18 protein-coding genes are annotated in these 21089 nt (G+C 54.2%); 7 read left to right on the top strand and 11 right to left on the bottom strand.

Going from position 1 to position 21089, the window contains the following annotated elements:
* Nucleotides 1-310: 310 nt before the first annotated feature.
* The gene (gene ygfZ, locus ACMGG1_RS03570) at nucleotides 311-1297 is read left to right on the top strand and encodes a tRNA-modifying protein YgfZ (RefSeq protein ID WP_414161154.1); all 987 of its coding nucleotides are present in this window, start codon (nucleotides 311-313) and stop codon (nucleotides 1295-1297) included.
* A 57-nt stretch (nucleotides 1298-1354) separates the two neighbouring features.
* On the opposite strand, the gene ACMGG1_RS03565 is transcribed toward ygfZ, so the two are convergent.
* Together ACMGG1_RS03565 and trhA are read right to left on the bottom strand one after the other, a co-directional pair.
* The gene (locus tag ACMGG1_RS03565; RefSeq protein WP_020828478.1) at nucleotides 1355-1852 is read right to left on the bottom strand and encodes a DUF2165 family protein; all 498 of its coding nucleotides are present in this window, start codon (nucleotides 1850-1852) and stop codon (nucleotides 1355-1357) included.
* 164 nt (nucleotides 1853-2016) lie between these two features.
* A complete protein-coding gene (trhA, locus tag ACMGG1_RS03560; protein ID WP_020828479.1) occupies nucleotides 2017-2691 on the bottom strand; it encodes a PAQR family membrane homeostasis protein TrhA in 675 nt (224 codons plus the stop codon).
* Between the two features lie 183 nt (nucleotides 2692-2874).
* On the opposite strand from trhA, the gene ACMGG1_RS03555 reads away from it, so the two are divergent.
* On the top strand, nucleotides 2875-3483 hold the full coding sequence (locus ACMGG1_RS03555; RefSeq protein ID WP_048760837.1) for an HD domain-containing protein: 609 nt from the start codon (nucleotides 2875-2877) through the stop codon (nucleotides 3481-3483).
* Between the two features lie 40 nt (nucleotides 3484-3523).
* Here ACMGG1_RS03555 and ACMGG1_RS03550 read toward each other — a convergent pair whose 3' ends face one another.
* From ACMGG1_RS03550 to ACMGG1_RS03535, 4 genes are read right to left on the bottom strand one after another with little or no spacing between them, the layout of a single operon-like run.
* Nucleotides 3524-4849: an MFS transporter gene (locus ACMGG1_RS03550; protein WP_046372712.1), complete on the bottom strand. Its 1326-nt coding sequence runs from the start codon at nucleotides 4847-4849 to the stop codon at nucleotides 3524-3526.
* On the bottom strand, nucleotides 4846-5499 hold the full coding sequence (locus ACMGG1_RS03545; RefSeq protein WP_122080134.1) for a DUF4286 family protein: 654 nt from the start codon (nucleotides 5497-5499) through the stop codon (nucleotides 4846-4848). The genes ACMGG1_RS03550 and ACMGG1_RS03545 overlap by 4 nt, the downstream gene beginning before the upstream one ends.
* A 30-nt stretch (nucleotides 5500-5529) precedes the next feature.
* Entirely contained in the window at nucleotides 5530-6879 is a 1350-nt protein-coding gene (locus ACMGG1_RS03540) for an amidase (RefSeq protein WP_414161153.1), read from the bottom strand.
* Complete coding sequence (locus tag ACMGG1_RS03535; protein WP_116691808.1) at nucleotides 6879-7592, bottom strand: DUF2848 domain-containing protein; 714 nt, start codon at nucleotides 7590-7592, stop codon at nucleotides 6879-6881. The genes ACMGG1_RS03540 and ACMGG1_RS03535 overlap by 1 nt, the downstream gene beginning before the upstream one ends.
* A gap of 129 nt (nucleotides 7593-7721) precedes the next feature.
* Here ACMGG1_RS03535 and ACMGG1_RS03530 point away from each other — a divergent pair, with 129 nt between their 5' ends.
* A complete protein-coding gene (locus ACMGG1_RS03530) occupies nucleotides 7722-8399 on the top strand; it encodes a GntR family transcriptional regulator (RefSeq protein ID WP_046372709.1) in 678 nt (225 codons plus the stop codon).
* 333 nt (nucleotides 8400-8732) lie between these two features.
* Nucleotides 8733-11864, top strand: a complete 3132-nt coding sequence (locus tag ACMGG1_RS03525) for a hypothetical protein (RefSeq protein ID WP_400827519.1) — start codon at nucleotides 8733-8735, stop codon at nucleotides 11862-11864.
* Nucleotides 11865-11915: 51 nt separating this feature from the next.
* Here ACMGG1_RS03525 and ACMGG1_RS03520 read toward each other — a convergent pair whose 3' ends face one another.
* The 3 genes from ACMGG1_RS03520 to ACMGG1_RS03510 are packed head-to-tail and all read right to left on the bottom strand — an operon-like array spanning nucleotide 11916 to nucleotide 13747.
* Nucleotides 11916-12662 carry an SDR family oxidoreductase gene (locus tag ACMGG1_RS03520; protein WP_142814472.1) on the bottom strand — a complete coding sequence of 249 codons (747 nt, stop codon included), beginning with the start codon at nucleotides 12660-12662 and terminating at the stop codon, nucleotides 11916-11918.
* Nucleotides 12663-12687: 25 nt separating this feature from the next.
* Entirely contained in the window at nucleotides 12688-13500 is an 813-nt protein-coding gene (locus tag ACMGG1_RS03515) for a MipA/OmpV family protein (RefSeq protein WP_262256146.1), read from the bottom strand.
* A gap of 13 nt (nucleotides 13501-13513) precedes the next feature.
* On the bottom strand, nucleotides 13514-13747 hold the full coding sequence (locus ACMGG1_RS03510) for a hypothetical protein (protein ID WP_262256149.1): 234 nt from the start codon (nucleotides 13745-13747) through the stop codon (nucleotides 13514-13516).
* A gap of 187 nt (nucleotides 13748-13934) precedes the next feature.
* Between ACMGG1_RS03510 and ACMGG1_RS03505 the strand changes: the two genes are divergently transcribed.
* The 3 genes from ACMGG1_RS03505 to ACMGG1_RS03495 are packed head-to-tail and all read left to right on the top strand — an operon-like array spanning nucleotide 13935 to nucleotide 16543.
* Nucleotides 13935-14603 carry a response regulator gene (locus tag ACMGG1_RS03505; RefSeq protein WP_048760848.1) on the top strand — a complete coding sequence of 223 codons (669 nt, stop codon included), beginning with the start codon at nucleotides 13935-13937 and terminating at the stop codon, nucleotides 14601-14603.
* Entirely contained in the window at nucleotides 14600-16006 is a 1407-nt protein-coding gene (locus tag ACMGG1_RS03500) for an ATP-binding protein (RefSeq protein WP_048760850.1), read from the top strand. The genes ACMGG1_RS03505 and ACMGG1_RS03500 overlap by 4 nt, the downstream gene beginning before the upstream one ends.
* Before the next feature lie 6 nt (nucleotides 16007-16012).
* Nucleotides 16013-16543: a GNAT family N-acetyltransferase gene (locus ACMGG1_RS03495; RefSeq protein ID WP_414161152.1), complete on the top strand. Its 531-nt coding sequence runs from the start codon at nucleotides 16013-16015 to the stop codon at nucleotides 16541-16543.
* A 4-nt stretch (nucleotides 16544-16547) separates the two neighbouring features.
* On the opposite strand, the gene ACMGG1_RS03490 is transcribed toward ACMGG1_RS03495, so the two are convergent.
* Nucleotides 16548-17513, bottom strand: coding sequence for a quinone oxidoreductase family protein (locus ACMGG1_RS03490; protein WP_187963010.1), 966 nt, complete (start codon nucleotides 17511-17513; stop codon nucleotides 16548-16550).
* A 135-nt stretch (nucleotides 17514-17648) separates the two neighbouring features.
* Nucleotides 17649-20933 (bottom strand): autotransporter domain-containing protein, encoded by a 3285-nt coding sequence (locus ACMGG1_RS03485; protein WP_414161151.1) that lies wholly within the window; start codon nucleotides 20931-20933, stop codon nucleotides 17649-17651.
* Nucleotides 20934-21089: the final 156 nt, after the last annotated feature.

Genomic DNA, 21089 nt, shown 5'->3' with positions numbered 1-21089 from the left:
AACCTCTTTTCAGCGTGGCAACGCCATCGCAGGGTTCAACCGACACACTGTATGGCAACACCGGCGCGATATAATTCCATCAGCCAAAGATCTGTCTGCAAGGGTAACCTTTGGCCGCAAGCCTATAGAGTAACAATTTGACATACTCGCCGGGAAGGACGTTCTCTGCCTAAAACGTAATTAAGCGCTAAATGTCAAAAAAAGCGCTGCTGCAGCGACAAGCGTGAATAACAGTTTGCAAAGCCCGCCGCCTCTTTTACCATGGGGCCAACACACCTTCAGGTAAGCTAACGTTAAGCAGGATCTTACTATGGCGTATAAAATTCCATTTCCACCCCGTCAGCCTTCCGCCTCTTCCCATCTGCCCCTGACCTTAATCTCGCTGGAAGATTGGGCACTGGTGACGCTGAACGGGCCCGACACGGTAAAATACCTTCAGGGCCAGGTGACCGCTGACATCGAAGCGCTGGCGGCGGACCAGCACGTGCTGTGCGGCCACTGCGACGCCAAAGGCAAAATGTGGAGCAACCTGCGTCTGTTCCACCGTGGCGAAGGCTTTGCCTATCTGGAACGCCGCAGCGTGCTGGACAGCCAACTGGCTGAAATCAAAAAATATGCGGTGTTTTCCAAACTCACCATCGCCGCCGATAACGAAGCGGTGCTGCTGGGCGTAGCCGGTTTTCAGGCGCGTGCGGCGCTGACGGGCATTTTCAACAGCCTGCCGGACGCGGAACATCCGGTGGTGCAGGACGGTGAAACCACCCTGCTGCACTTCACTTTACCGGCGGAACGTTTTCTGTTGGTTACCACCGCAGCGATAGCCGAACAACTGGTCGCCAGGCTGCACGAACAGGCGGAACTCAACGACAGCCAACAGTGGCTGACGCTGGATATCGAAGCCGGTTATCCGGTCATTGACGCCGCCAATAGCGGGCAGTTGATCCCACAGGCCACCAATCTACAGGCACTGGAAGGCATCAGCTTTAGCAAAGGTTGCTACACCGGTCAGGAAATGGTGGCGCGCGCCAAATTCCGCGGCGCCAACAAGCGAGCGCTGTACTGGCTGGAAGGCAAAGCCGGACGGGTGCCGCAGCCGGCCGAGGATCTGGAACTGCAGTTGGGTGAAAACTGGCGCCGTACCGGCACGGTGTTGAGCGCCGCCAAACTTGCCGACGGCACGCTGTGGGTACAGGTGGTGTTGAATAACGATCTGGAAGCCGACAGTAAGCTGCGCGTGCGCGATGATGCCGCCAGCGAATTGGCGATCAGACCGCTGCCGTATTCACTGGAAGCCTAGAGTACCTCCCGGCTTTATCTGGGGGCGCAACCTGTTGCGCCCCTGCTGACATATCCGTTACTCGTCTAACTCCCCATCGCGTTGCACCAGGTAAATCAGCACCAGAATAATGGTGACAAAGAACCGAAAGGCGTCCGGCACTCCGTTCCATTGTTTCGACATCCACATGCCGAACCATTCGCCCCCCACCGACATAAACCCCACCTGCCAGGTCAGAAAACCGAGCGTCAGACCCACCACCGCCAGTTTTTTCTTTCTGTTGAACGCCACGGCGGGCAGTTTCAGACCACACAGCAGGCGCACACCGCCCACCCAGCAGAGCAGTGCCGTTAGGCTTTCCAAGAAAATAATGCCGATGTAACCGGCATGATGCAGCCAGGGAGACTGTATGGAACGGTAGGTGATGGTGGCATCTGGGAAAATGGTGTCCATCATAAAGACATGACGCACAAAGGCGAAGTTGGAACCGTAATCCGTAATATTGCCGAAAGCCACCAGGGTGGCAAATAGCGCAATCGCGCACACCAGCAGCGCTTTGGATAAGCGAATAATCATATTGATGAGTCCTGAAAGATTAACGTAAACACCGAAGGTGCAAAGTCGGGCTCAGGAATAAACAGAAAAATGGGCTTGCTGGATACCCGAAAGAAACAAGCGCCTCTTTTTTAACTTAAAAGAAACGCTTAATCAACATGATACTAACGCTGCAGGGGTGCACGTCAGACGTAAAGATAAATCGCCATAAAGTGGCACAGACTGCCGCCGAGCACGAAGCCATGCCAGATGGCGTGTCCAAAGCGGAATCGCTTCGAGGCGTAGAAAATCACCCCCAGGGTGTAAACCACGCCGCCGACCGCCAGCAGCGTCACGCCGCCTAAGGCCAGACGCGTCGCCAACTGATAGATCACGATCAGCGACAGCCAGCCCATGGTCAGATAGGTCACCAGCGACAGTGCTTCAAAACGGTGGGCGAACGCCAGTTTGAACAGCACACCCAGCAGCGCCAGGCCCCAGATAACCGCCATCAACCCTTTGGCCAAGGGTGAGTTCAACCCCACCAACAGAAACGGCGTGTAGGTACCGGCAATCAAAAGGTAAATGGCGCAGTGGTCAAACTTTTTCAGCCAATGCTTGGCCTTTTGATGGGGGATCGCATGGTACAGCGTGGAGGCCAGGAACAGCAGGATCATGCTGCCGCCATAAAGACTGTAGCTGGTAATGGCCGTGACATCGGCACCGCTGTCGACCGCCTGCACCAGTAGCAATACCAGGCCGACAATGCCAAAAACCAACCCGATACCGTGGCTGATGCTGTTGGCTATCTCCTCCGCCCACGGATAGGCCGCAGCGGCGATTTTTTCAGTCCCGGCTTTCACTACGCCCGTTTTTCCCATAAAGCACAACCCCTCAAAACGCTCAACATTGTTCGAAATTACCGCAAAGCAGCTTAACTGAGAATAATTTCAGTGTACACGTGTACGCTAAAATAAAACTGTGTACGCGTGTAACCATCGAAATCCCCCGCTCACTGGTCTACAATCGATCCGCTTCAACCCATCTACCTTGAGGTTTACACCATGTCATCCGCTGTACCCGCGTTAGATTTCGGCTCCATGACCCAGGTCATCCAGTTCCTGATGGAAATCGACAAGTTGAAAAGCGTGCAACGCCGCACCAAGGTGCTGGGCACCCAACGCCAGGAAAACTCAGCCGAACACAGTTGGCACTTTGCCGTAGGCGCCATGAGTCTGGCTCCTTACGCCGGTAAAGACGTAGATATTCAGCGGGTGATCCAAATGGCTCTGCTGCATGACATCGTTGAGATCGATGCCGGCGACGTGCTGGTATACGATCTGGCGGCACGTGCAGCGATCCACGATCAAGAGGTTGCCGCGGCACGGCGCCTGTTTGGTATGCTGCCGGACGCTCAACGCGAGTATTTCACCGCTTTATGGCAGGAATATGAAGATGGCGAGAGCGCTGACGCACGCTTTGCGCTGGTGCTGGACCGCACCATGCCGATGCTGATGAACCTGCATAATGAAGGCCAAAGCTGGGTCGAAAACGGCATCAGCCTGGAACAGGTGTTGTCACGCAATACGATGATTGAAGAAGTTTACCCTGAGCTGTGGAAACACCTGCTGCACCACCTGCAGGACGCCCAGCGCAAGGGCTGGTTGAAGTAACTCGATGCAGGCCGGGTGCATCCCTCACCCGGCCCCACCTTCACAGCGGCTTGTGCGCCGTTTCCTTTGCGGCAATCACCGCCCACAACGTGATCAGCAACGCCACCACCACGTAGGCCGAGATCGCCAGCGTGCTGTCGTAGGACTTGAACAGCGAAGCGATAATCAGCGGCGCAAACCCACCGCCGATAATACCCGCCAGCGTATAGGCCAACGACGATCCCGCATAGCGCACCCTTGTCGGAAACTGTTCGGTGATAAATGCCGCCTGCGGGCCGTACATCGCCGCATGGATCAACAAACCGACCACCACCGCCAGGCAGATCAGCACCGGCTGGCTGCTGTCGAGCAGCACGAAGAACACAAACGCCCATACCATCGCCGCCAGCGCTCCGCCGATATACACCGGCCTGCGGCCAAAACGATCCGACAGTGCACCAAACATGGGGACGGTAATCGCGTTGCCGATCGCCCCCAGCATGGTGGCAGTCAGCGCCAGCGGGCGCGGCAGGTTCAGCACCGTGGTGACGTAGGTCAGCGTGAAGACCACCACCAGCGCATAGAGCACGTCGGAGCCGATACGTGAACCGCCGGCAATCAACAGCGGACGCCGATGTTGGGTGAAAACCTCACGGATTGGCGCATGCGTAACGTCCTTCGAAGCTTCCAGTTTCAGAAACGCCGGCGTTTCCCCTACCCCACGGCGCAGCCACAGGCCAAACACCACCAGCACCAGGCTCAGCAGGAAGGGGATACGCCAGCCCCACTGTTGGAAATCTTCTGCCGACATCGCCACCGTCACCAGCGTGATCAGGCCGGTGCCAATCAGCGTGCCGCAGGAAGGACCGACCTGAGCAAAGGAGGCATTGCGCCCCCGCTGGTGCGGTTTGCCGTGCTCCATCGACAGCAGTACCGCACCGGCCCATTCGCCTCCCAATGCAATCCCCTGAATAAAGCGCAGCGTCACCAACAGCAGCGGGCTCCAGATGCCCCAACTGGCGTAACCGGGCAACAGCCCCATCAGCGCAGTAGTCACGCCCATGATCACCAGCGTCGTCACCAGCACAAAGCGCCGTCCCAGCACGTCGCCGAGATGACCGAACACGATGCCGCCAATCGGCCTTGAAACGTAACCGACCGCATAGGTGGAAAACGCCAGAATGGTACCCACCAGCGGGTCGAAAGACGGGAAAAATACGTGATTGAAAATCAGCGCCGCCATGATGTTGTAAACGGTGAAATCGTACCATTCCAACGCGGTGCCGATAGAGCTGGCGGCCGCCAGCCTGCCGGTTTTCGGTGGGTGAGCGGCAGAGTCGTCAGCGGACAGGTTCAAGGTCGGCGTTTCGGTGGTTGAAGTGCTCATGATGACAGCTCCTGAGTGGTCAGTTGCCAGCCAAGGGCATAATGCAGGGCTTCGGCAGCGGGGATTTTCAGTTGGCGGCAGGCCAGTTCGCTCAGCCGCTGGCCAGCCTCGGCGCTGCTGCTTTCGATCAGCAGCATCGGCAACAGATGGCGATTCTCACGCGACTCTTTCGGTAACGGCGAACTGAGCTCTGCGTCCGGCGACAGCAGGCTACTGCGCACAAAGCCTGGTTGCTCAGCCAGCAGAGCCCCCAAATGGCTGATGCTGGCTTTCAATACCTCCGGCTGCGCCGGTGCAAGGTTAACGATAGCCAGGTAACTGCCGCAGCCCTGACCGGTCACCGCCTCCACCGCACACACCCGGCGCATCGGGTCACGCATTTTATCGAGGCTCGCCACCGACCAGGGCGTTTGCTGGGTAAACGCAGCGCGGTAGGCCGCTGAGGTAAAACTGGCCAGTGATTCGGTTTTGTACAGGCCAAGATATTTACGCCCGCCGTGCAGCGCCTGATAACGGGTGCCCGACAAAAAACCAGGCACCCGTACTCGCTCTTCCACGTGCTCGCGGTCGTACCACTGATTGAAATCCGCCTCATCCTGCGTGGCGATATCTGTTGCGACAAACAGCATTCCGTTCGGGGAACCGGTCATGGGGACTCTCCTGTTAGCTCAAAGTAAAAATCACGCGCCGGCGAGGCAACGTTCGATTGCCAGCGCCCACCCCAGCAGCGCTTCGTCATGCAAAGGCAGTGCGGCCACCATCAGGCCAACCGGTGCCGCATCGGCCTGCTGGCACGGCAGTGACAATGCACAGCCGTCGAGGAAATTGATCACCGAAGGATTACGCAGCACGGCGCCATTGATACGGAAATAGGCTTCTTCATCTGCTTCCAACTCGGCAAGGGTCGGGGCAACGAAGGGCACCGTCGGCATCAGCAACGCATCGAATCCTTGCACTGCGGCACTCACCCGCCGCTGCCAATCGGCGCGCTGTGACCGTAATTGCTGCAGGTTGTTTTCATCCAGCGTTTGGCCGCGACGAATGCGTGACAGCACCCGGGGGTCATAAGCATCGGCATGTTCGGCAATCAACGCCCGGTGCCAGTGCCAGGACTCCAGCGCGCTAAAACCGCCGTCGGCATTGATCGCCGCCAGCTCGGCGAACTCCTGACAGGGAATAAATTCAATTTGCGCCCCAGCCTGCGTCAAACGTTGCAGGCTGAGATGAAACGCGGTGGTGACCTCCCGATCCAGGCCATCCAGCACCAGGGTTTGCGGGACGGCGAAGCATGCCTGACTCAAATTTTTCTGCTGCGGTTGCAGCGGCCGATCGGCGATTGCCGTATCCAGCGCCAGGCACCCGGCAACGTCATGAGCAATTACGCCTATCGAATCCAGTGAAGGGGAAAGTGGCAGCAGGCCGCCGCTGCTAATGCGGCTGGCGGTGGGCTTATAGCCGGTCAGGCCGCAGAAGGCCGCCGGGATCCGCACCGAACCGCCGGTGTCGCTGCCTATCGAGCCGAAGCACATGCCGTCGCTCACCGCCACCGCAGCCCCCGAGGACGAACCGCCGGGAATACGACGAGCGCTGCGATCCCAGGGATTAGCGGGCGTGCCGTAGTGGGGATTGATCCCCAGCCCGGAATAGGCAAATTCGGTCATGTTGGTTTTGCCCATCACCACCGCGCCCGCTTGCAACAAACGCGCCACCACGGCGGCATGGGCATTAGCCACTGGCGCACTGGCCAGTACGCGCGACCCGGCCGCGGTGGCTTCCCCTGCAACATCAAACAGGTCTTTGACCGACACCGGTACGCCGTCCAGCGCCGACAACGGGTTACCCGCGGCACGCCGCCGATCGGCCGCCAGGGCCTGCTCCTGAGCCCATTGAGCATACACATGAGTAAAGGTGCGCCGCCCCTCTCCCTGCTCGTCCGCAATTTGTGACAATGCGTCAGCGGTTAACCGCGCGGCGGTAAATTCGCCGTTGGACAGGCCTGAAGCGGCCTGGGATAACGTCAGCTTTTTCATCAGGCCACCACCGGCAGCTCAATGCTGCTGTAATGGTGGCTGATGGTCCGCCCCAGCACCTCATCTACCAGTTCCATACGGAATTCGGTCGCCGGCCGGATGCCGCCAATCGCCGCCACCGTACCGCAGGCCATCGCCAGACCGTCTTGCGGCTGCGGCACTGTCAGCCCACTTTCCGGTAACTGTTGGCCGCTCAGGTAGCGATCCAGCAGATCGCCCGGAGTACGCAGGCTGGCCAGACGGCCCTGCTGATAGAGCTGGAATTCGCCGTTTTCCTTGATCCACGAGCGCAGGATCAACGAGTCCCAGTGCGCGCTCACCTCACGCAACGGCCAGGCGGCACGAGCCACCGGCTTGACGCAGAGCTGTTTGGACAGGGCCACGCTGTGCGCCTCCAACTGACGATCGGTATGATCCGAGGCCAGCGAGACATACAATTCACCGCGATGTGTGAAGATCAGCGGTTCCGCTTCGCCGGAGCTGGCATTGCCGATAACTTCGATACGTTCGCTCTGGCTGAGCTGGTTAACCGCCACCCGGTAAAACAGAGGAATTGCACTGGGTTGGGGCACGCCGAGCTCGGCCAGCTCCCTGATATGGTGCAGGATCGCCTCGCGATCCCGGCCGGTCCAGCCGGCAATCACCAGGTGATCGATCTCGACATCCAACACCCCAGTGCCGCTGGATTCGGGTAAAGTAAAGGTCAGTCTCATGGCGTTTGTGCCTCTTTGGTTAAAATACTGTGAAATTTCACTATATCTTTAGTTACCAAATAAGCGATTTCCGTGCCATGTTTTTGTGTACTATGTCTAAAAACTTTCGTCTTGCAGGAGCAGAACGTGATGACCCTTGACGCAGAGAGCCCGGAACTCCCGACGGCAGAGGAAGCCGGGCTGTCACTGAATGAACTCGCCTACCGACGCTTTAAGCAGGCGCTGGTGACGTTAAGTTATAAACCTGGTGAATATCTCAATACCGCTCAGGTGATGAGCGAGCTGGACATGGGCAGAACGCCGATCAATCAGGCGATCCACCGGCTGGCCAATGAAGGATTGCTGCAGGTGATACCGCGTAAAGGGGTGATGGTTGCGCCGCTTTCGATGGATGATGCGCTGGAATTGATTGAAGTACGTTTGGCCAATGAAATGCTGTGTATGCGGTTGGCGAGCAAGAGAATTACGGCCCCCCAGATCGCCGAGCTGACGGATCTTAATCAACAAATCGAAGCCGCCAGTCAGCAACGCGATCGAGTAAAAATGATGACGTTGGATCATCAATTCCACCAGCAGTTGGCGCAAATCGCCGGTAATAATATGCTGGCGGACATTCTGAGCGTACTGCATGCCCGAGCACAGCGCTTTTGGGCCAGCACGCTATCACGCGAAGGCCACATGCGAGAGGTGATAGAGGAGCATCGGGCGATTATCGCCGCACTGGCCGCGCAGGACGATGATGCAGCCGCCAATGCGGCGCAGGCGCACATACTCTCATTCCGCAGTGCGCTACTGCACGAAGGATAAGCCACCGTTTCGACTACCTTGCATCCATGGCTGACGCGCAGAACGTTGTCATGCAAACATTTCGCCCTGTGAGCGTTTGCATGACATTTTATTAGGTATCTATATCACCTGTATTCATCCGAGAGTTACCGCCCGTTTTTATTAGCGGAGTAGCTGTTCTGGAAAGAATAAATACGAAATTATTAAATAGGAAATAATCACCAAAATTACAGGAAAATTCGAATTATTGTTGATTTATTCACATCATAAAATTAATAGGCCGCTACCTTGCTAATCTGCATTTTTGCACTTAAATGAAGGTGGGTTTCATTATTTTATCTGGGGATAATACACATGAATTTCATATCATTACAACGTGATGTCGCCGCACTTTATTTCGGTGTTTTAGGTAAGCATGCTGACAGGGCAACTCTCGAATACTTCGCAAAAAAACTGCATACCGGAGAGCTAACCGCCTCCAGCATGGCCAACGTTTTCATCAACGCTGACGACGGAAAAGCGCGGCTAGCCGCACTCGATGATGCTGAAAAAATTCAATATATTTATCATAATACCCATAGCGTCGCCGCCAATGAAGAACAACTTTCTGCGCTGCAGGCACAGCTTGATAGCGGTGTAACTTTAGGCCAACTTACCTCCAATATGGTGAACTCATTACGTGGCTATGAGGGTGATGACCCTGCTGTGTTATCCCAGCAAAAAACGCTGGAGACGACCATTGAGCAGACTTTATTCCCATCCTATACTGGAAATATTTCTGGTTATTCCGGTGCCGCAGATGTTCAGGCTATTTATTATGTATTGCATTCCGCCATGGTGGCTGACGGTATAAATTTCTGGGGTCATAAACTGGAAGAAAGGCCCGGCGACATAAATAAGATTGCTGATCTATTTGTTAATACTAGAGATTATTTAACATCATTAAACAACCACGACTTCATAAAAAGAATTTTTGAGGAAACGTTTAAGAAGACAGCAACGGAAAGTGATATAAACAAATACATTATAGGTTTGAATAATCATACATTAACCCGCGGCGACACTGTCGTCAACATGATAAATGATATTCGCAACGATACATCCAGTGAAAATTCCGCTGCAAAAAAACAATTCCTGTCAGCCACTCATGTATATCAACCAGGTGAATTACCTGAGAATAAATATTTAGAAACTGTAGCTGCACTTTATTATGGAATTACGGGGTATACGATGAATGCCGCTACGCTAGAATCATACAGTAAACAGCTGGCTGCCGGTTTAAGCACAGCAGATCTACTACGCGAACTAGCCAAAACCCCAGTATTTTCCGAGGCAGTATATTGGGAGCAAACCTATCACCAATTATTTAACACCACACTAAGCACCTTCGTTAAGGATCAAATCTGGGAAAAAAGCGGTAAGGATGCCTATGTAGCAAACAGCATCTTAATTGAAACCTTCTTGAATTTTGAAGCCGGCGAGTATAATCGAGGGTGGGTATACAACGCCAAGAGCTATGAAAAAATCGCCGATACATTAGGATACACAAAAAATGCTGTACTAACTATAGATAATAATGGAAAACTGGTCGGTGACATTAATCACCAAAGTCAACATACGCTCACAAATGTCGAGCTCTACGCATTAAGAAATGCTGAAATTAAAATAAATATTGAAACAGAAATTCCGATTTACTTTCTACCTAACATTGAATTACTCAGAGTCACCGGTGACAAAAAAGGCACTTTAGATTTCAGTAAAAATAAAACCCATGCCGATAACCCGATAAATATCATCATCGAGAACACGCATGTCTCATTTATTGGCTCCGATGGAGAAGATAGAATATTCATCGCACCCAACGCCGATATGCTCAACGCCAAGTCAGAAATTCAGATGGGCCAAGGCGTCGATTGGTTACTCTGGCAGGGTAACGCCACCGCAGGTGGCGCTAATACTGTCAGCAAGGACTTTAAAGCCAGTGGTTCTCTTCTCGAAGAGGATAACAATCATAACAATATGATTTCTGCTAATTTTCTGACCAAGGATATTTATCTGACAACGGCAGAGAACGGTAAAATAAATGGCACGATAGAAAGCAATATCAACAATTTTTCGTATTTCCAAGTGATAGACCTGGCCAACTACAAAGGAACCGGCTCCATTTATCTTGATGGTCATCTGGTGGCGACAGAAGGGAAAAACGTTTTTGACATCGGTGTCATACGCTCGCTTGCCAGTATCCATAATACCCAATACGCCAACGTTGACCACTTAACACAGGCTTCCCGCCCCCCCAGCAGCTTCTGGAAATATGCAACCGGTGATTCTGGTTTGGCTTTAACCGGCTTCGCGGACAATGTCACAGTGATAAATATGCCAGTAGACGAATGGGGGCTGACTTACAGTTTCCGAACGCTCAGCGTACTGGGCGACGCCACGGCTAATAGCAAGGTTCATTTTGATTATCTGTATGACGATCGTTATATGCGCACTACCCCAGTGATGACAATTAAATTCAATGGTGAACATATCGATAAGATTGATGCTGGAACTTTGAGTTTTTCTATAAAACAATATCAGAGCCCTGATCCTGCATACAGTATTTACGGATATATCAATATCGAGTCAAACGGTTCGGCTGAAAATACTCTGCGGTTAGCTGGCGATCAAAATTCGATTGGGGCTGTCAGCATTTCCGGAAACAAGCAACTTAACTTGATCATCAAAAACGATTTCAGCAACCATTTGACTCGCATCGATAATTCCGACACCCCAGTCAATCTTCTGGTTGAGAAAGGGGGCACAGGTGGCGGAGCGCTGTATGAGCTTTTGAAATCATCTTCTTTAAAATACGCAACGATAGTCAGTGAGCTTTCTGGATACCAGCTCAATGTGGTTGGTTCGACAGAACATGACACATTTAACATTCAGGGAAACACGACTATCACACGTGAGATAAACAATCAATCTGACAGCGACACTATTATTTTTAAAGAAAGTAACATTAATAACATGGTCACGATCAAAGCTAAAGAGTCAAGTGGTGATACCACCCCAACAATCCATAATGATGATAAATTTATTGTGGGTGATACCTCCAACCCATGGATATTTTCCACTCAGGGTGACTACGCTATGACCCGCTATGGCGAATATTCGTTACGAGAGGCGGCTGCACTGTTTAACTCACTGGATTTAAGCCCTACTGCCAATGCGTTTGACTTGTTCAGTAAAACACTGTCGGTGGCAACCCATGGCGCCAGTGAAACTTCACTAAGCCAAGTTGGCGTACTGAAACTCGACAATAACAGTTTTGTCATTATTGATAGCAATAATAACCATTCCTTCGATAGCAATGACATCGTCTTTTCACTGGGGAACATGACCGTCAGTGACACCCTAAAACTGGCACATTATACCCCGCCGAAAATTGAAGTCAGCGGAGTAGCTGAGATGCCCCAGGAATATATATTGATTGGCTAGCTTCCTAAAAACAGGGAAAGAATATTCCGACACGCTTTCCCTATTATTTCATCAGCGGCCGCCGGCGGCTTCAATAAAGCTGCCGGTGACGTAAGAAGCGGCATCGGACAGTAACCAGACGATGATTTCCGCCACCTCTTCCGGGGTGCCGCCACGCTGCATCGGCAGGCTGCTTTTTACCCGATCAACGCGCCCCGGCTCGCCGCCGCTGGCATGCATTTCGGTATAAATCAGCCCTGGCCGCACGGCATTTACGCGGATGCCCTGCGCAGCCACCTCCAGCGCCAGCCCGGTGGTAAGCGTGTCTACCGCCCCTTTGGAGGCGGCATAGTCGATGTATTCTCCCGGAGCGCCGAGGCGCGCGGCAGCGGAAGAGACATTGACGATCGCCCCGCCCTGGCCGCCATGACGCTGCGCCATGCGCTTCACCGTCTCACGGCAACAGAGAAAATAACCGGTAACGTTGGTACTCAATACCTTATTGATGCGCTCGGCGGTCAGTTGCTCAATCCCCGTCTGCTGACACAAGATACCGGCGTTGTTAACCAGCGCGCTGATCGGGCCAAGGCCGACATCCAGTGCATTGAACATCGCCACCACCTGATTTTCATCGGCGACATCCGCCCGTAGTGCCAGTGCACGACCGCCCATGGCTTCAATTTCCGCCACCACCTGCGCCGCCGCGGCCTCATCTTTCAGATAGTTAACGCCCACCGCATAACCCTGTCGGGCCAATAACAACGCCGTGGCGCGGCCAATGCCGCGGCTGGCGCCAGTAACCAATACAACTTTCGTCATGTCGTTCCTTTCTCTGGTTGGGAAGTCAGAAACTGTAGCTGGCGCTCAGGAAGGCGATGCCGGCCGTTTTTTTCTCGACGATCGGGCTTTTGGCCGCGTCGCCCAACAAAGTATAGAGACTCACACCGCCCTGAAAGGCAATTTCTGGCGTCAATTGGTAGTTCAGCACGCCGGTAAGCGTGGCTTGCTTAAAGCCGCTACCCGGTCGATACGCGGCGAATGACGTTTGCTTCGCCTGTTGCTGCGTCACGCCAAAATAACCACGCTGGTAACCCTTGTTGGCCCAGGTGGTGCTCAAATCGGTTGAAAACGTCAATGCCTCGCTCAGCGGATAAACTGCCGCGATACCCAGATCGACGTATGCAGTATGCCCCAGGTCCTCATCCCCATAACGCCGTGCTTTGGTGGCCTGCATTCCCTTAACGTAAGTGCGAAAAGGGTCAAATTTATAGCTCAGCTCAATACCGGCTTCAAAAGCGCCACCCAAATCGCCCATGCCTTTCAGCCGCTTGTTGTGACCCCGCAGCGTTTTCACCTCTTCATCACGTCCACCGTCATAACCCGCCAATAGGGCTATACCGAAGGGCCCGGATAACGGCAACTGCCAGCGAGCACCGTTTTGCAGCCCGAGGCTGAAGTCACCCCAGGCAGACTTCTCGTAACCGGCCTCAATATCGTACAGCGGCACCGCACTGTAGTCGGAAGCTCCCTGATAGTCCGGCGCCACGGCCATGCCGCCGCTGAATTTCAATGACGCCTCTGTGCCATTTTGCGTAAGCCCCTGCAAAGGGAATAACACCAATAACGTCGCCGCGGAATAACCCAGGGTATTTTTCACCGTATCTGCCTTATTATTTAATAAAGGGTTGTAGCGCCACCAGGCGCCGCAATTGTTTTTTAATGCGTGGTTTTAAGCTTTTATAAAAATCCGATGACTCCGTATGCTGAATAAGAGGCAGGGTGGGTAACAATGGGCCGCCATGATCCCCATCTTGCGCATCGACGTGGAAAGACAGCATGGTCAATACCAACAATAAACTTGCGCCTAAGCGGGCAGCCTTCATTGAAAGATTGTCGATACGCATTTTTTCCACCTGAATGATTTATTCAGAGTCGAGCGTACTTGAAAAAGGACGGGGCTCCCTTAACGTCAAATTAATCCCAGATTAAGGTTTGCTTAAGAAGGAGCGAACAAACGGGATGACGTCGTTGTCTTCCCTGTGCGGTTGTAGTTATATAGCCGCCAGCGCCGTGACATAAACCGGATATCAAGTGAACATATTGCTTGTGGAAGACGATCTGCAATTGGGCAAAGCCCTGTGCCGTGCTTTGGAGCTGGCCGGGTTTGATTTGTGCTGGGTGCGGCTAGTCCATGATGCACAACATAAATTGTCTGAGGGCAGCTTTGATTTAATGCTGCTGGATCTCACCCTGCCCGACGGCGATGGCTTGAAAAAACTGATCGAATGGCGCGCTGCCGGCCAAAATATTCCGATCATTATTCTCACCGCCCGTGACCGCATTGAAAGCCTGGTCAACAGCCTGGATTCCGGCGCAGATGATTTTCTGGCAAAGCCTTTTGCCCTGCCTGAGCTGATATCCCGCGTGAAGGCGGTAAACCGGCGCATGGCGGGGTTTGCCTCCCAAACCTGGAGCCTGGGCAACCTGTATCTGGACCCGATGAACCACCAGGTCACGCTGGACGACGAACTGCTGCTGCTGTCGAAAAAAGAGTACCGCCTGTTGCACGAACTGATGCGTTGCGCCGGTACCGTGGTGCGTAAGGCCGCCCTGGAACAGCGTCTGTTCGGCAATGGCGATAATGTAGAAAGTAATTCTCTTGAGGTGCACATGCATAATCTGCGACGAAAAATTGGCAAGGAGAGAATTATTACCGTACGCGGCATAGGGTATTTATTGAAAAAAGAGTCTCAGGGATGATTAGCTTCAAATCCTTTTTCATGCGAACCATTGTTTTCCAGGTAATGGCCATACTGGTGCTCTGGGGAATATTGCTTGGCTGGGTAAAATACCTTTATTATCCAGATGCTGAAAAGTACCTGGATAATCAGCAACGCATTGTCGCACAAGGCATCGCCAATATTCTCGATAAGACTGATATCACCGACAAAAATTACACCGATATCATTAAAGATATCGAAGTCATGTATATCGACTCGATTAAAAACGGTATGCAAGACGAGATAGATTATCGCCCGTTATTCGTTGTTTACGACAGCAGTAATCGGATGATCTACGCCTCGCCGCAACAGGACAAAGCATTATTCCTGCCCCCTTCAGTGCTGTCCGGCACCATCAGTTACGCCAACGTGAAGTGGCATATCGCCGGCAGTTGGAGCGATAAACAAAAATATCGGGTGATTGTCGGCGAATCCTTTGACAACCGGACCACCATTTTCGGCAATCCGGCGGAAAGCACCGCGATCCCTTTGCTGGTGATCCTGGCGGCGATCATTGTCACGCTGCTGATCACCGCCTACTTCAGCCTGCGGCCGCTGCGGCAAATTGCCCGTACCATCTCTGACCGTAAACCAGGCAATTTATCGCCGATCAATGTACGCGCGCAGTATCAGGAAATTCGGCCTGTGGTGCTGGAAATCAATAAGCTGATGACGCGTATCGATGCCGCCAACCAGCGGGAAAAACGCTTTATGGCGGATGCCGCCCACGAACTGCGCACCCCGATTGCCGCCGTGCTGGCACAGCTGCACCTGCTGACCCAGGTGGCGGATAAAACCGAACGGCAGGAAATTATCGGCGACATGCAACAGGGGCTGGATCGCGCCGCATCGCTGTCGCGCCAGCTGATTGATCTGGCCAAGCTGGAATCGGAAGACTTTCCGCTCAAGATTGAAGCAGTGGATATCTACGCAGAAATCAGCAAATGCATTGCTCAACACGTGCCCTACGCAATGGAGAAGAACGTTGAGCTTTCGCTCGAGGGCAGTGAAAACGTGGTGATCGATACCGATCGCCATTCGCTGATCACCATCTTTACCAACCTGCTGGAAAACGCCATCAAATACGCACCGCCCGGCGGCAGGATCGAAGCCAACATCCGTTCGTTGTCCCCCTTGGGCTGCTATATTACCCTGCGTGACAATGGCCCCGGCGTGAGCCGGGAATACCAAAAACGCCTGTTTGAGCGTTTTTATCGCGTGCCTGGCGTCCAGCAGACCGGTAGCGGCCTGGGGTTGGCCATTGCCAAAAACCTGGCCGATAAAATCGGGGCGCAGCTAAGGATCACCGAAGGGCTTGATGAACGCGGTATCGGGTTTGTCATCGACCTACCGGAAAGTTACCTGATACCGACGGAGAACTAATCCCCCATGACCGCTCCCATTTTACTGCAGCAGCACCAGCTTGATGCGCTGTGGCAGATCGACCGCAGTGAAATTATTGATACTCTTTATCGCCTGCAAGACGGGGAGTTACAGCCTTACAGCGACTATTACGATGTACGCGGCTGGGATCCACACGATCGGGAAACCTATACGCCGATCCATGAACAATGCTTTGCCCGCGGCGGGGCATTTTTCGCCCTGTTCGAAAAAGGTCAGATTGTCGCTGCTGCGGCGGTAGATACCTTGCCACGCGGCCCGCAACAGGACTTGCACCAACTGCTGTTTTTCTACGTCGGTGCCGCCCAACGCGGTAAAGGGCTGGGCAAAATCCTGTTCCGCCGTTGTCTGCAGCAGGCCAGAAAAGGCGGGGTTCAGGGGCTGTACGTCTCCTCAATCCCCAATAAAAACACCGTGGATTTCTACCTGTCGCAGGGCTGCCAGGTGATTGATCAGCCGGATGCAGAGCTGTTCGCCCGCGAACCGGAAGATATCCACCTGGTTTGCTATTGCCGCTAGCCGCCTATTGGGCAATACGGATCACCGAACGCACGTCGCTTTTCTTGTTCAGATCCCAGACTTCAGCGATCTCTGATAAGCCGTGCTCCTGGGTTTCGACCGAAATCTGCCCTGCCGCCGCCAATGCCAGGATTTCGCTGGCATATCTTTTCATTTCAGCCACCGGCGGGAAGTTGCCGGTGCCGCTGCCGATGATTTGTAGTTGATTACTGCGCAACACCGCCGCCGGCAGTCGGATATCCGGCCCGGCCATCGATCCGACGTTGACCAAACGTATGCCGCGTCCACCTGCGTAGGAAGACAAATCGTGGTTGTTAAGCGTCGCAAGCAAGGCTTCGGTCGCTGCCCCCCAGATATAATCGACAATCACCTGATAGCCATGCGGCCCCGCTGCGGCAGCGAAAGCCTGTGTCAGTGCAGCCCCTTCCAGTCCAAGATCGACCGTAGCATCAACGTCCAGCGCATCCAGCACGCTCTGACGGCGACCGGCTGCGACAATTCGTCCCGCCCCCGCCTGACGTGCAGCCGCCACTGCCAGCTTACCTGACGTCCCGGTCGCGCCAACAATCAGCACCGTTTCACCGGGCTGTAACTCGGCACGCCAGTGCAGTGGCAGCCAGGCAGCAAACGCCGGGTTAATCAACGCGGCGGCGGTAGCATCATCCACGCCTTTCGGCACCGGTACCGTCCAGGAGGCGAGGCTACGTTCTGCCAGCGCACCGTGCGGTTGGCGGAAGGAGGCAAAATAGACCCGTTGACCGTCCGGCGCGTAGCCAACGCCATCGGTGCCGGGTACGATCGGCAAGATCTTCGGGCTTGAGTAATGCGTTCCGGCCACTATGGCGCGATCCAGTTGTTTGATGCCGGCCACGCTCACCGCGATCACCGTTTCCCCTTCACGCGCTACCGGTTCGTCGATATTGCCAAACACCGGTGCCTGCCCTAATGCGTTTACGATTGCTGCTCTCATCATGGATCCTCACGCCGTTCAGATGGCCCTGCGGCGATAATTGAAAAGGGACACTGCATCATGCCGTGTCCCTTGATAATACATCTAGCCGAAAAGTGTTATTGAAATTCGCTCAGCGGCAAGCTGGTTTAAACATCAGAAGCGCCAGGTCACGGCAACGTTACCCTCTAATGAATGACTGCCCTGGCGTAACAGTTCGCTGGAAACGCCGGCGCCCAAAGAGACCGCCTGGTTGAGTTGATACTGCACACCGGCCTGTGCGGCCAACGTATCACGCCCGGCCAAGGTGCTTTCGCTATCAAAGGCAGAGGCGTTATACCCCACAAATTGAGCGCGCTGGGTCACCTTGTTGCTTAACAACTCATGCTGCCAACCCAGGCGCAAAGTGGCGGACAATGCCTGTGAGCCCTGCAACGGCTGCTGGTACAGTGCCTCCACGCCGAGCGTGCTTTGCAGCGAGTCGGCGTAACGCCCCTTAATCTGCAGCGGCGCGGTACCGAACCCGGACTCTTTAATTGTGCGATGAGTAGTCGCGGTATAGTCCAGCGCCGCGACCGGGCCGAGGCTGAAGGTATCGGTTAACGCAAAATGATAGCCGCCGCCCAAGGTCAATGACCCATTCCAGGCCGTCCAGTGACTTTTGCTGGTACCGCTGATGCCGGCAACATCAAACTGGCGCTTCATCTGATTATCCTCCGCCCCTATGCGGCCCAGACCGTAGGCGAAAGGCCCGGCCATCACGTCCTGCGCATAATTGAACTGCAAGCCAACATCAAATGAGGTGCTGTTCGTACGTGCCCGATCGGCGCTTTTGGCATTGACCGTTTGCCCGCCGACCGCCGCGTGGAACCCGGTGGTCAGGCCCGCTACCAGCCCGTTACGTTTCTCGGCACCGAACAGCACGCCATAACGCGATGCGTTGTAACCGGCGATATTGCCCGTATTATTTTGCCAATTGCCACCGCCGTAAGGCAGAGCAAAGCTGATCCAATCTGGCTCGTCGCCGGTGGGTGCCAACGTCAGATTGCGTTCCGGCGCAGTCAATGCCCGGGTTAACTGGCGTTCGCGGTCAAATGAGGTCTGAATCAGGCTGTTATAAGCCGACGGCTCCAGTTGAGCCAACGCGCTATTCACCTGCCGGCCTTCGGGGCTGGAGAAGTCCAGCGCGGTCAGTAACGGCCGCAGGTCATCCCCCGCCGTCGCCGCAGCATGGGCTAACGCCAGACCCACATTTCGTTCATTCGCAGTCTGCGCGTACTGGCTGTAGGCCGATGCGTCACGGGTTGCGCTGATTTGATATTGCCCGTCCTCCAGTGGTGCCACCCGGAAGCTCAGCGTCGGTGACTGTGCCTGAATGCTCAACTGCTCGAATTCACCGCTGACCTGGCCTAATTGCAGCAGGGAAGTACTGTTCATCTGCCAGTCCGAGGCATACCAACCTTTGACCGGCAGCAGCTCCAGAGCCCCGCCCAGACTGGATTTGCCGCTGATTTGTACTTGATCCCCCTGCCCCAGACTGTCAAATGTCAGTTGCAAGCGCCCCTGTGGTCCTTGAAGATAATTACCGTTGATTGACAGCTTGCCAAAAGAAGCCCCGGTAGTGAGTAAGCCATTGTTGGTAAACAACCCGGCATCCGACAGCCCATAGCGGCTGTTGCCCGCCAACTGGGCGCCCGGTTGGATATCCACGCTATAGACCTGATGGTCGCCGTTCAGCGTGGTTTTCCCGCCTTCGGCCACCAGCGCAAGGTTATCCTTGCCGCGGATATTGCCGTTATAGGTGAAATCAAAACTGTTATCCGCCAGCGCAGTGACCTGCCCCTGCGCATCTGGCTGCAGGCCGAATGTTAAGCGAGTGAGGCGAGCCTGGTTATTTTCGTCCCGTTGCGCATAATCGGAAATTATGTCGCCCTGAATATCGGCGCCGCGCATCACGTTAATCGCACCGGCCAATGCATTCACCGACTGGTAGATGGCCGCTTTGGCTCCTTTCAACGAGCCGGTGATATCGAAGTTAGACACCAACGGCGCAGCGCGGTATTGGGACAGGTCGACCCCAGCCCACTGCCAGATATACGAGCCACGGTATTCAGTTTCGTTGCCCAGCAGGTTGTTGCCGAAATCCAGCCTGGCGGCGATGCCTTCTTTACCGGTCGCTTCCAGGCTGCCGCGTTGAATAATGCTGTGGCTATCTCCGTAAGCCACCAATAAGCCGGTGCCGTAATCGCCGTTGGCCTGCACCCGCACGCCAGGTGCAATACTGAGCGTATTCCCTGCGCCATCAATTCTGATACCTGCAGCGGCAACACCATCCGCCAAAATATCGCCGCGCTGCTCGACCCGATTATTACTGCCATAAATGTGCAACCCGACACCCCGGGCTGCGGTATTGGCCTTGCCGTCGATATACCCAGTACCTGCGGCGTTGCGCGCAAAATATCCTTGTTGGTTAACCATATCCAGACCGCTGCCGTACACCGAGTGACCAAAGAAGTTACGGCGGTCGATGCCGTACCCCATGTCCTGCAGCAGCGCCAGCTCGGCTTCCATCATTATGGTGTAATTGCGGTAGTCTTGGTGGCTCATCAAGCTGCGATCCAGTTCAATGTGGGACATGTAATCATCATCCAGATCGCCCAGCACACCGAGAATACGCACCGGGACACCCGGCATTGCACCCGCCAGCACCTCCTTGACGTGGCTACCGGCGAAATAACCCCGATCTTTGCGTACGTCAAAGGCCGAAGGGTCCTCCGGCCCCTCACACTTAGTACACAAGATAGCCTGCCCCGGCTGTGCAGGGTTGCCATTGTCATCAAACAGGTGCGAACTCCAGCTGCCGAACGTCGGGCCAAATTGGGTCACACCATCAGCCACACCGGCATCAGCGCTGATGCCTAATGCATGAGCTATTTCATGAAAAATGATGACTTCCAGATCGGCACGGTGATCGGTGGGGATCAGTGCTGGCGAAGCCTGGCCAGGGGTAAAATCCATTTTCCCGATCTGGACGACGGCATGGGCACCGCTGTTCAATTCGCCGGCATCCTGGCCCTGCAACACTGCCTGAAGCTGGGTCAGGCTAAATGCGGCATCACTGACGTCTGGGCTCATCGCTCCCGCATTCTCGTCGTCAAAGGTGCCGACGTTGATTACGCCCGGCAATTTGCCTGGCAGGGGTTTGATAATATCGGCCCAGCGTTGCGCGGCGCTGATCACCTGAGATTTTTTAGCATTATCCAACACCCGGGTGGAGTGTTTTGGAACGCCATCATCATTTAAATAACTGCCATCGGTTGGACCGTAGAAATTCAGTTTAAACACCGTTTGGCCGCTGTTATTCCGAACGTCATAAGTCTCAATTGCCTGCGCGGAACACAAGGGTAAAGCCGCAACGATTGCGATAGCCAACTTTTTCATAGTGCACTCCCTGTCAGTAAATCTTCCCTGCAAAATAGTTTGCTGATGACAATTTAGCCGCAGGGGTTTAAACGGAAAGTAAACTGGAGAGAGTCTTAAACGATCGGGGTAACAAACTGAAGAAAAATAAAATAACCAGTAATTAATCAAATATAT

It is taken from the genome of Serratia sp. BNK-12, from assembly GCF_047456085.1.
Lineage (GTDB): Bacteria > Pseudomonadota > Gammaproteobacteria > Enterobacterales > Enterobacteriaceae > Serratia > Serratia liquefaciens.
This window is presented reverse-complemented; position numbering and strand designations above follow the sequence as displayed.

What these genes read in the sequence shown, in the direction of transcription:
- ygfZ (WP_414161154.1), top strand. Translation starts at nt 311, where the DNA reads ATGGCGTATAAAATTCCATTTCCACCCCGTCAGCCTTCCGCCTCTTCC.
- ACMGG1_RS03565 (WP_020828478.1), bottom strand. Translation starts at nt 1,852, where the DNA reads ATGATTATTCGCTTATCCAAAGCGCTGCTGGTGTGCGCGATTGCGCTA.
- trhA (WP_020828479.1), bottom strand. Translation starts at nt 2,691, where the DNA reads ATGGGAAAAACGGGCGTAGTGAAAGCCGGGACTGAAAAAATCGCCGCT.
- ACMGG1_RS03555 (WP_048760837.1), top strand. Translation starts at nt 2,875, where the DNA reads ATGTCATCCGCTGTACCCGCGTTAGATTTCGGCTCCATGACCCAGGTC.
- ACMGG1_RS03550 (WP_046372712.1), bottom strand. Translation starts at nt 4,849, where the DNA reads ATGAGCACTTCAACCACCGAAACGCCGACCTTGAACCTGTCCGCTGAC.
- ACMGG1_RS03545 (WP_122080134.1), bottom strand. Translation starts at nt 5,499, where the DNA reads ATGACCGGTTCCCCGAACGGAATGCTGTTTGTCGCAACAGATATCGCC.
- ACMGG1_RS03540 (WP_414161153.1), bottom strand. Translation starts at nt 6,879, where the DNA reads ATGAAAAAGCTGACGTTATCCCAGGCCGCTTCAGGCCTGTCCAACGGC.
- ACMGG1_RS03535 (WP_116691808.1), bottom strand. Translation starts at nt 7,592, where the DNA reads ATGAGACTGACCTTTACTTTACCCGAATCCAGCGGCACTGGGGTGTTG.
- ACMGG1_RS03530 (WP_046372709.1), top strand. Translation starts at nt 7,722, where the DNA reads ATGACCCTTGACGCAGAGAGCCCGGAACTCCCGACGGCAGAGGAAGCC.
- ACMGG1_RS03525 (WP_400827519.1), top strand. Translation starts at nt 8,733, where the DNA reads ATGAATTTCATATCATTACAACGTGATGTCGCCGCACTTTATTTCGGT.
- ACMGG1_RS03520 (WP_142814472.1), bottom strand. Translation starts at nt 12,662, where the DNA reads ATGACGAAAGTTGTATTGGTTACTGGCGCCAGCCGCGGCATTGGCCGC.
- ACMGG1_RS03510 (WP_262256149.1), bottom strand. Translation starts at nt 13,747, where the DNA reads ATGCGTATCGACAATCTTTCAATGAAGGCTGCCCGCTTAGGCGCAAGT.
- ACMGG1_RS03500 (WP_048760850.1), top strand. Translation starts at nt 14,600, where the DNA reads ATGATTAGCTTCAAATCCTTTTTCATGCGAACCATTGTTTTCCAGGTA.
- ACMGG1_RS03495 (WP_414161152.1), top strand. Translation starts at nt 16,013, where the DNA reads ATGACCGCTCCCATTTTACTGCAGCAGCACCAGCTTGATGCGCTGTGG.
- ACMGG1_RS03490 (WP_187963010.1), bottom strand. Translation starts at nt 17,513, where the DNA reads ATGAGAGCAGCAATCGTAAACGCATTAGGGCAGGCACCGGTGTTTGGC.
- ACMGG1_RS03485 (WP_414161151.1), bottom strand. Translation starts at nt 20,933, where the DNA reads ATGAAAAAGTTGGCTATCGCAATCGTTGCGGCTTTACCCTTGTGTTCC.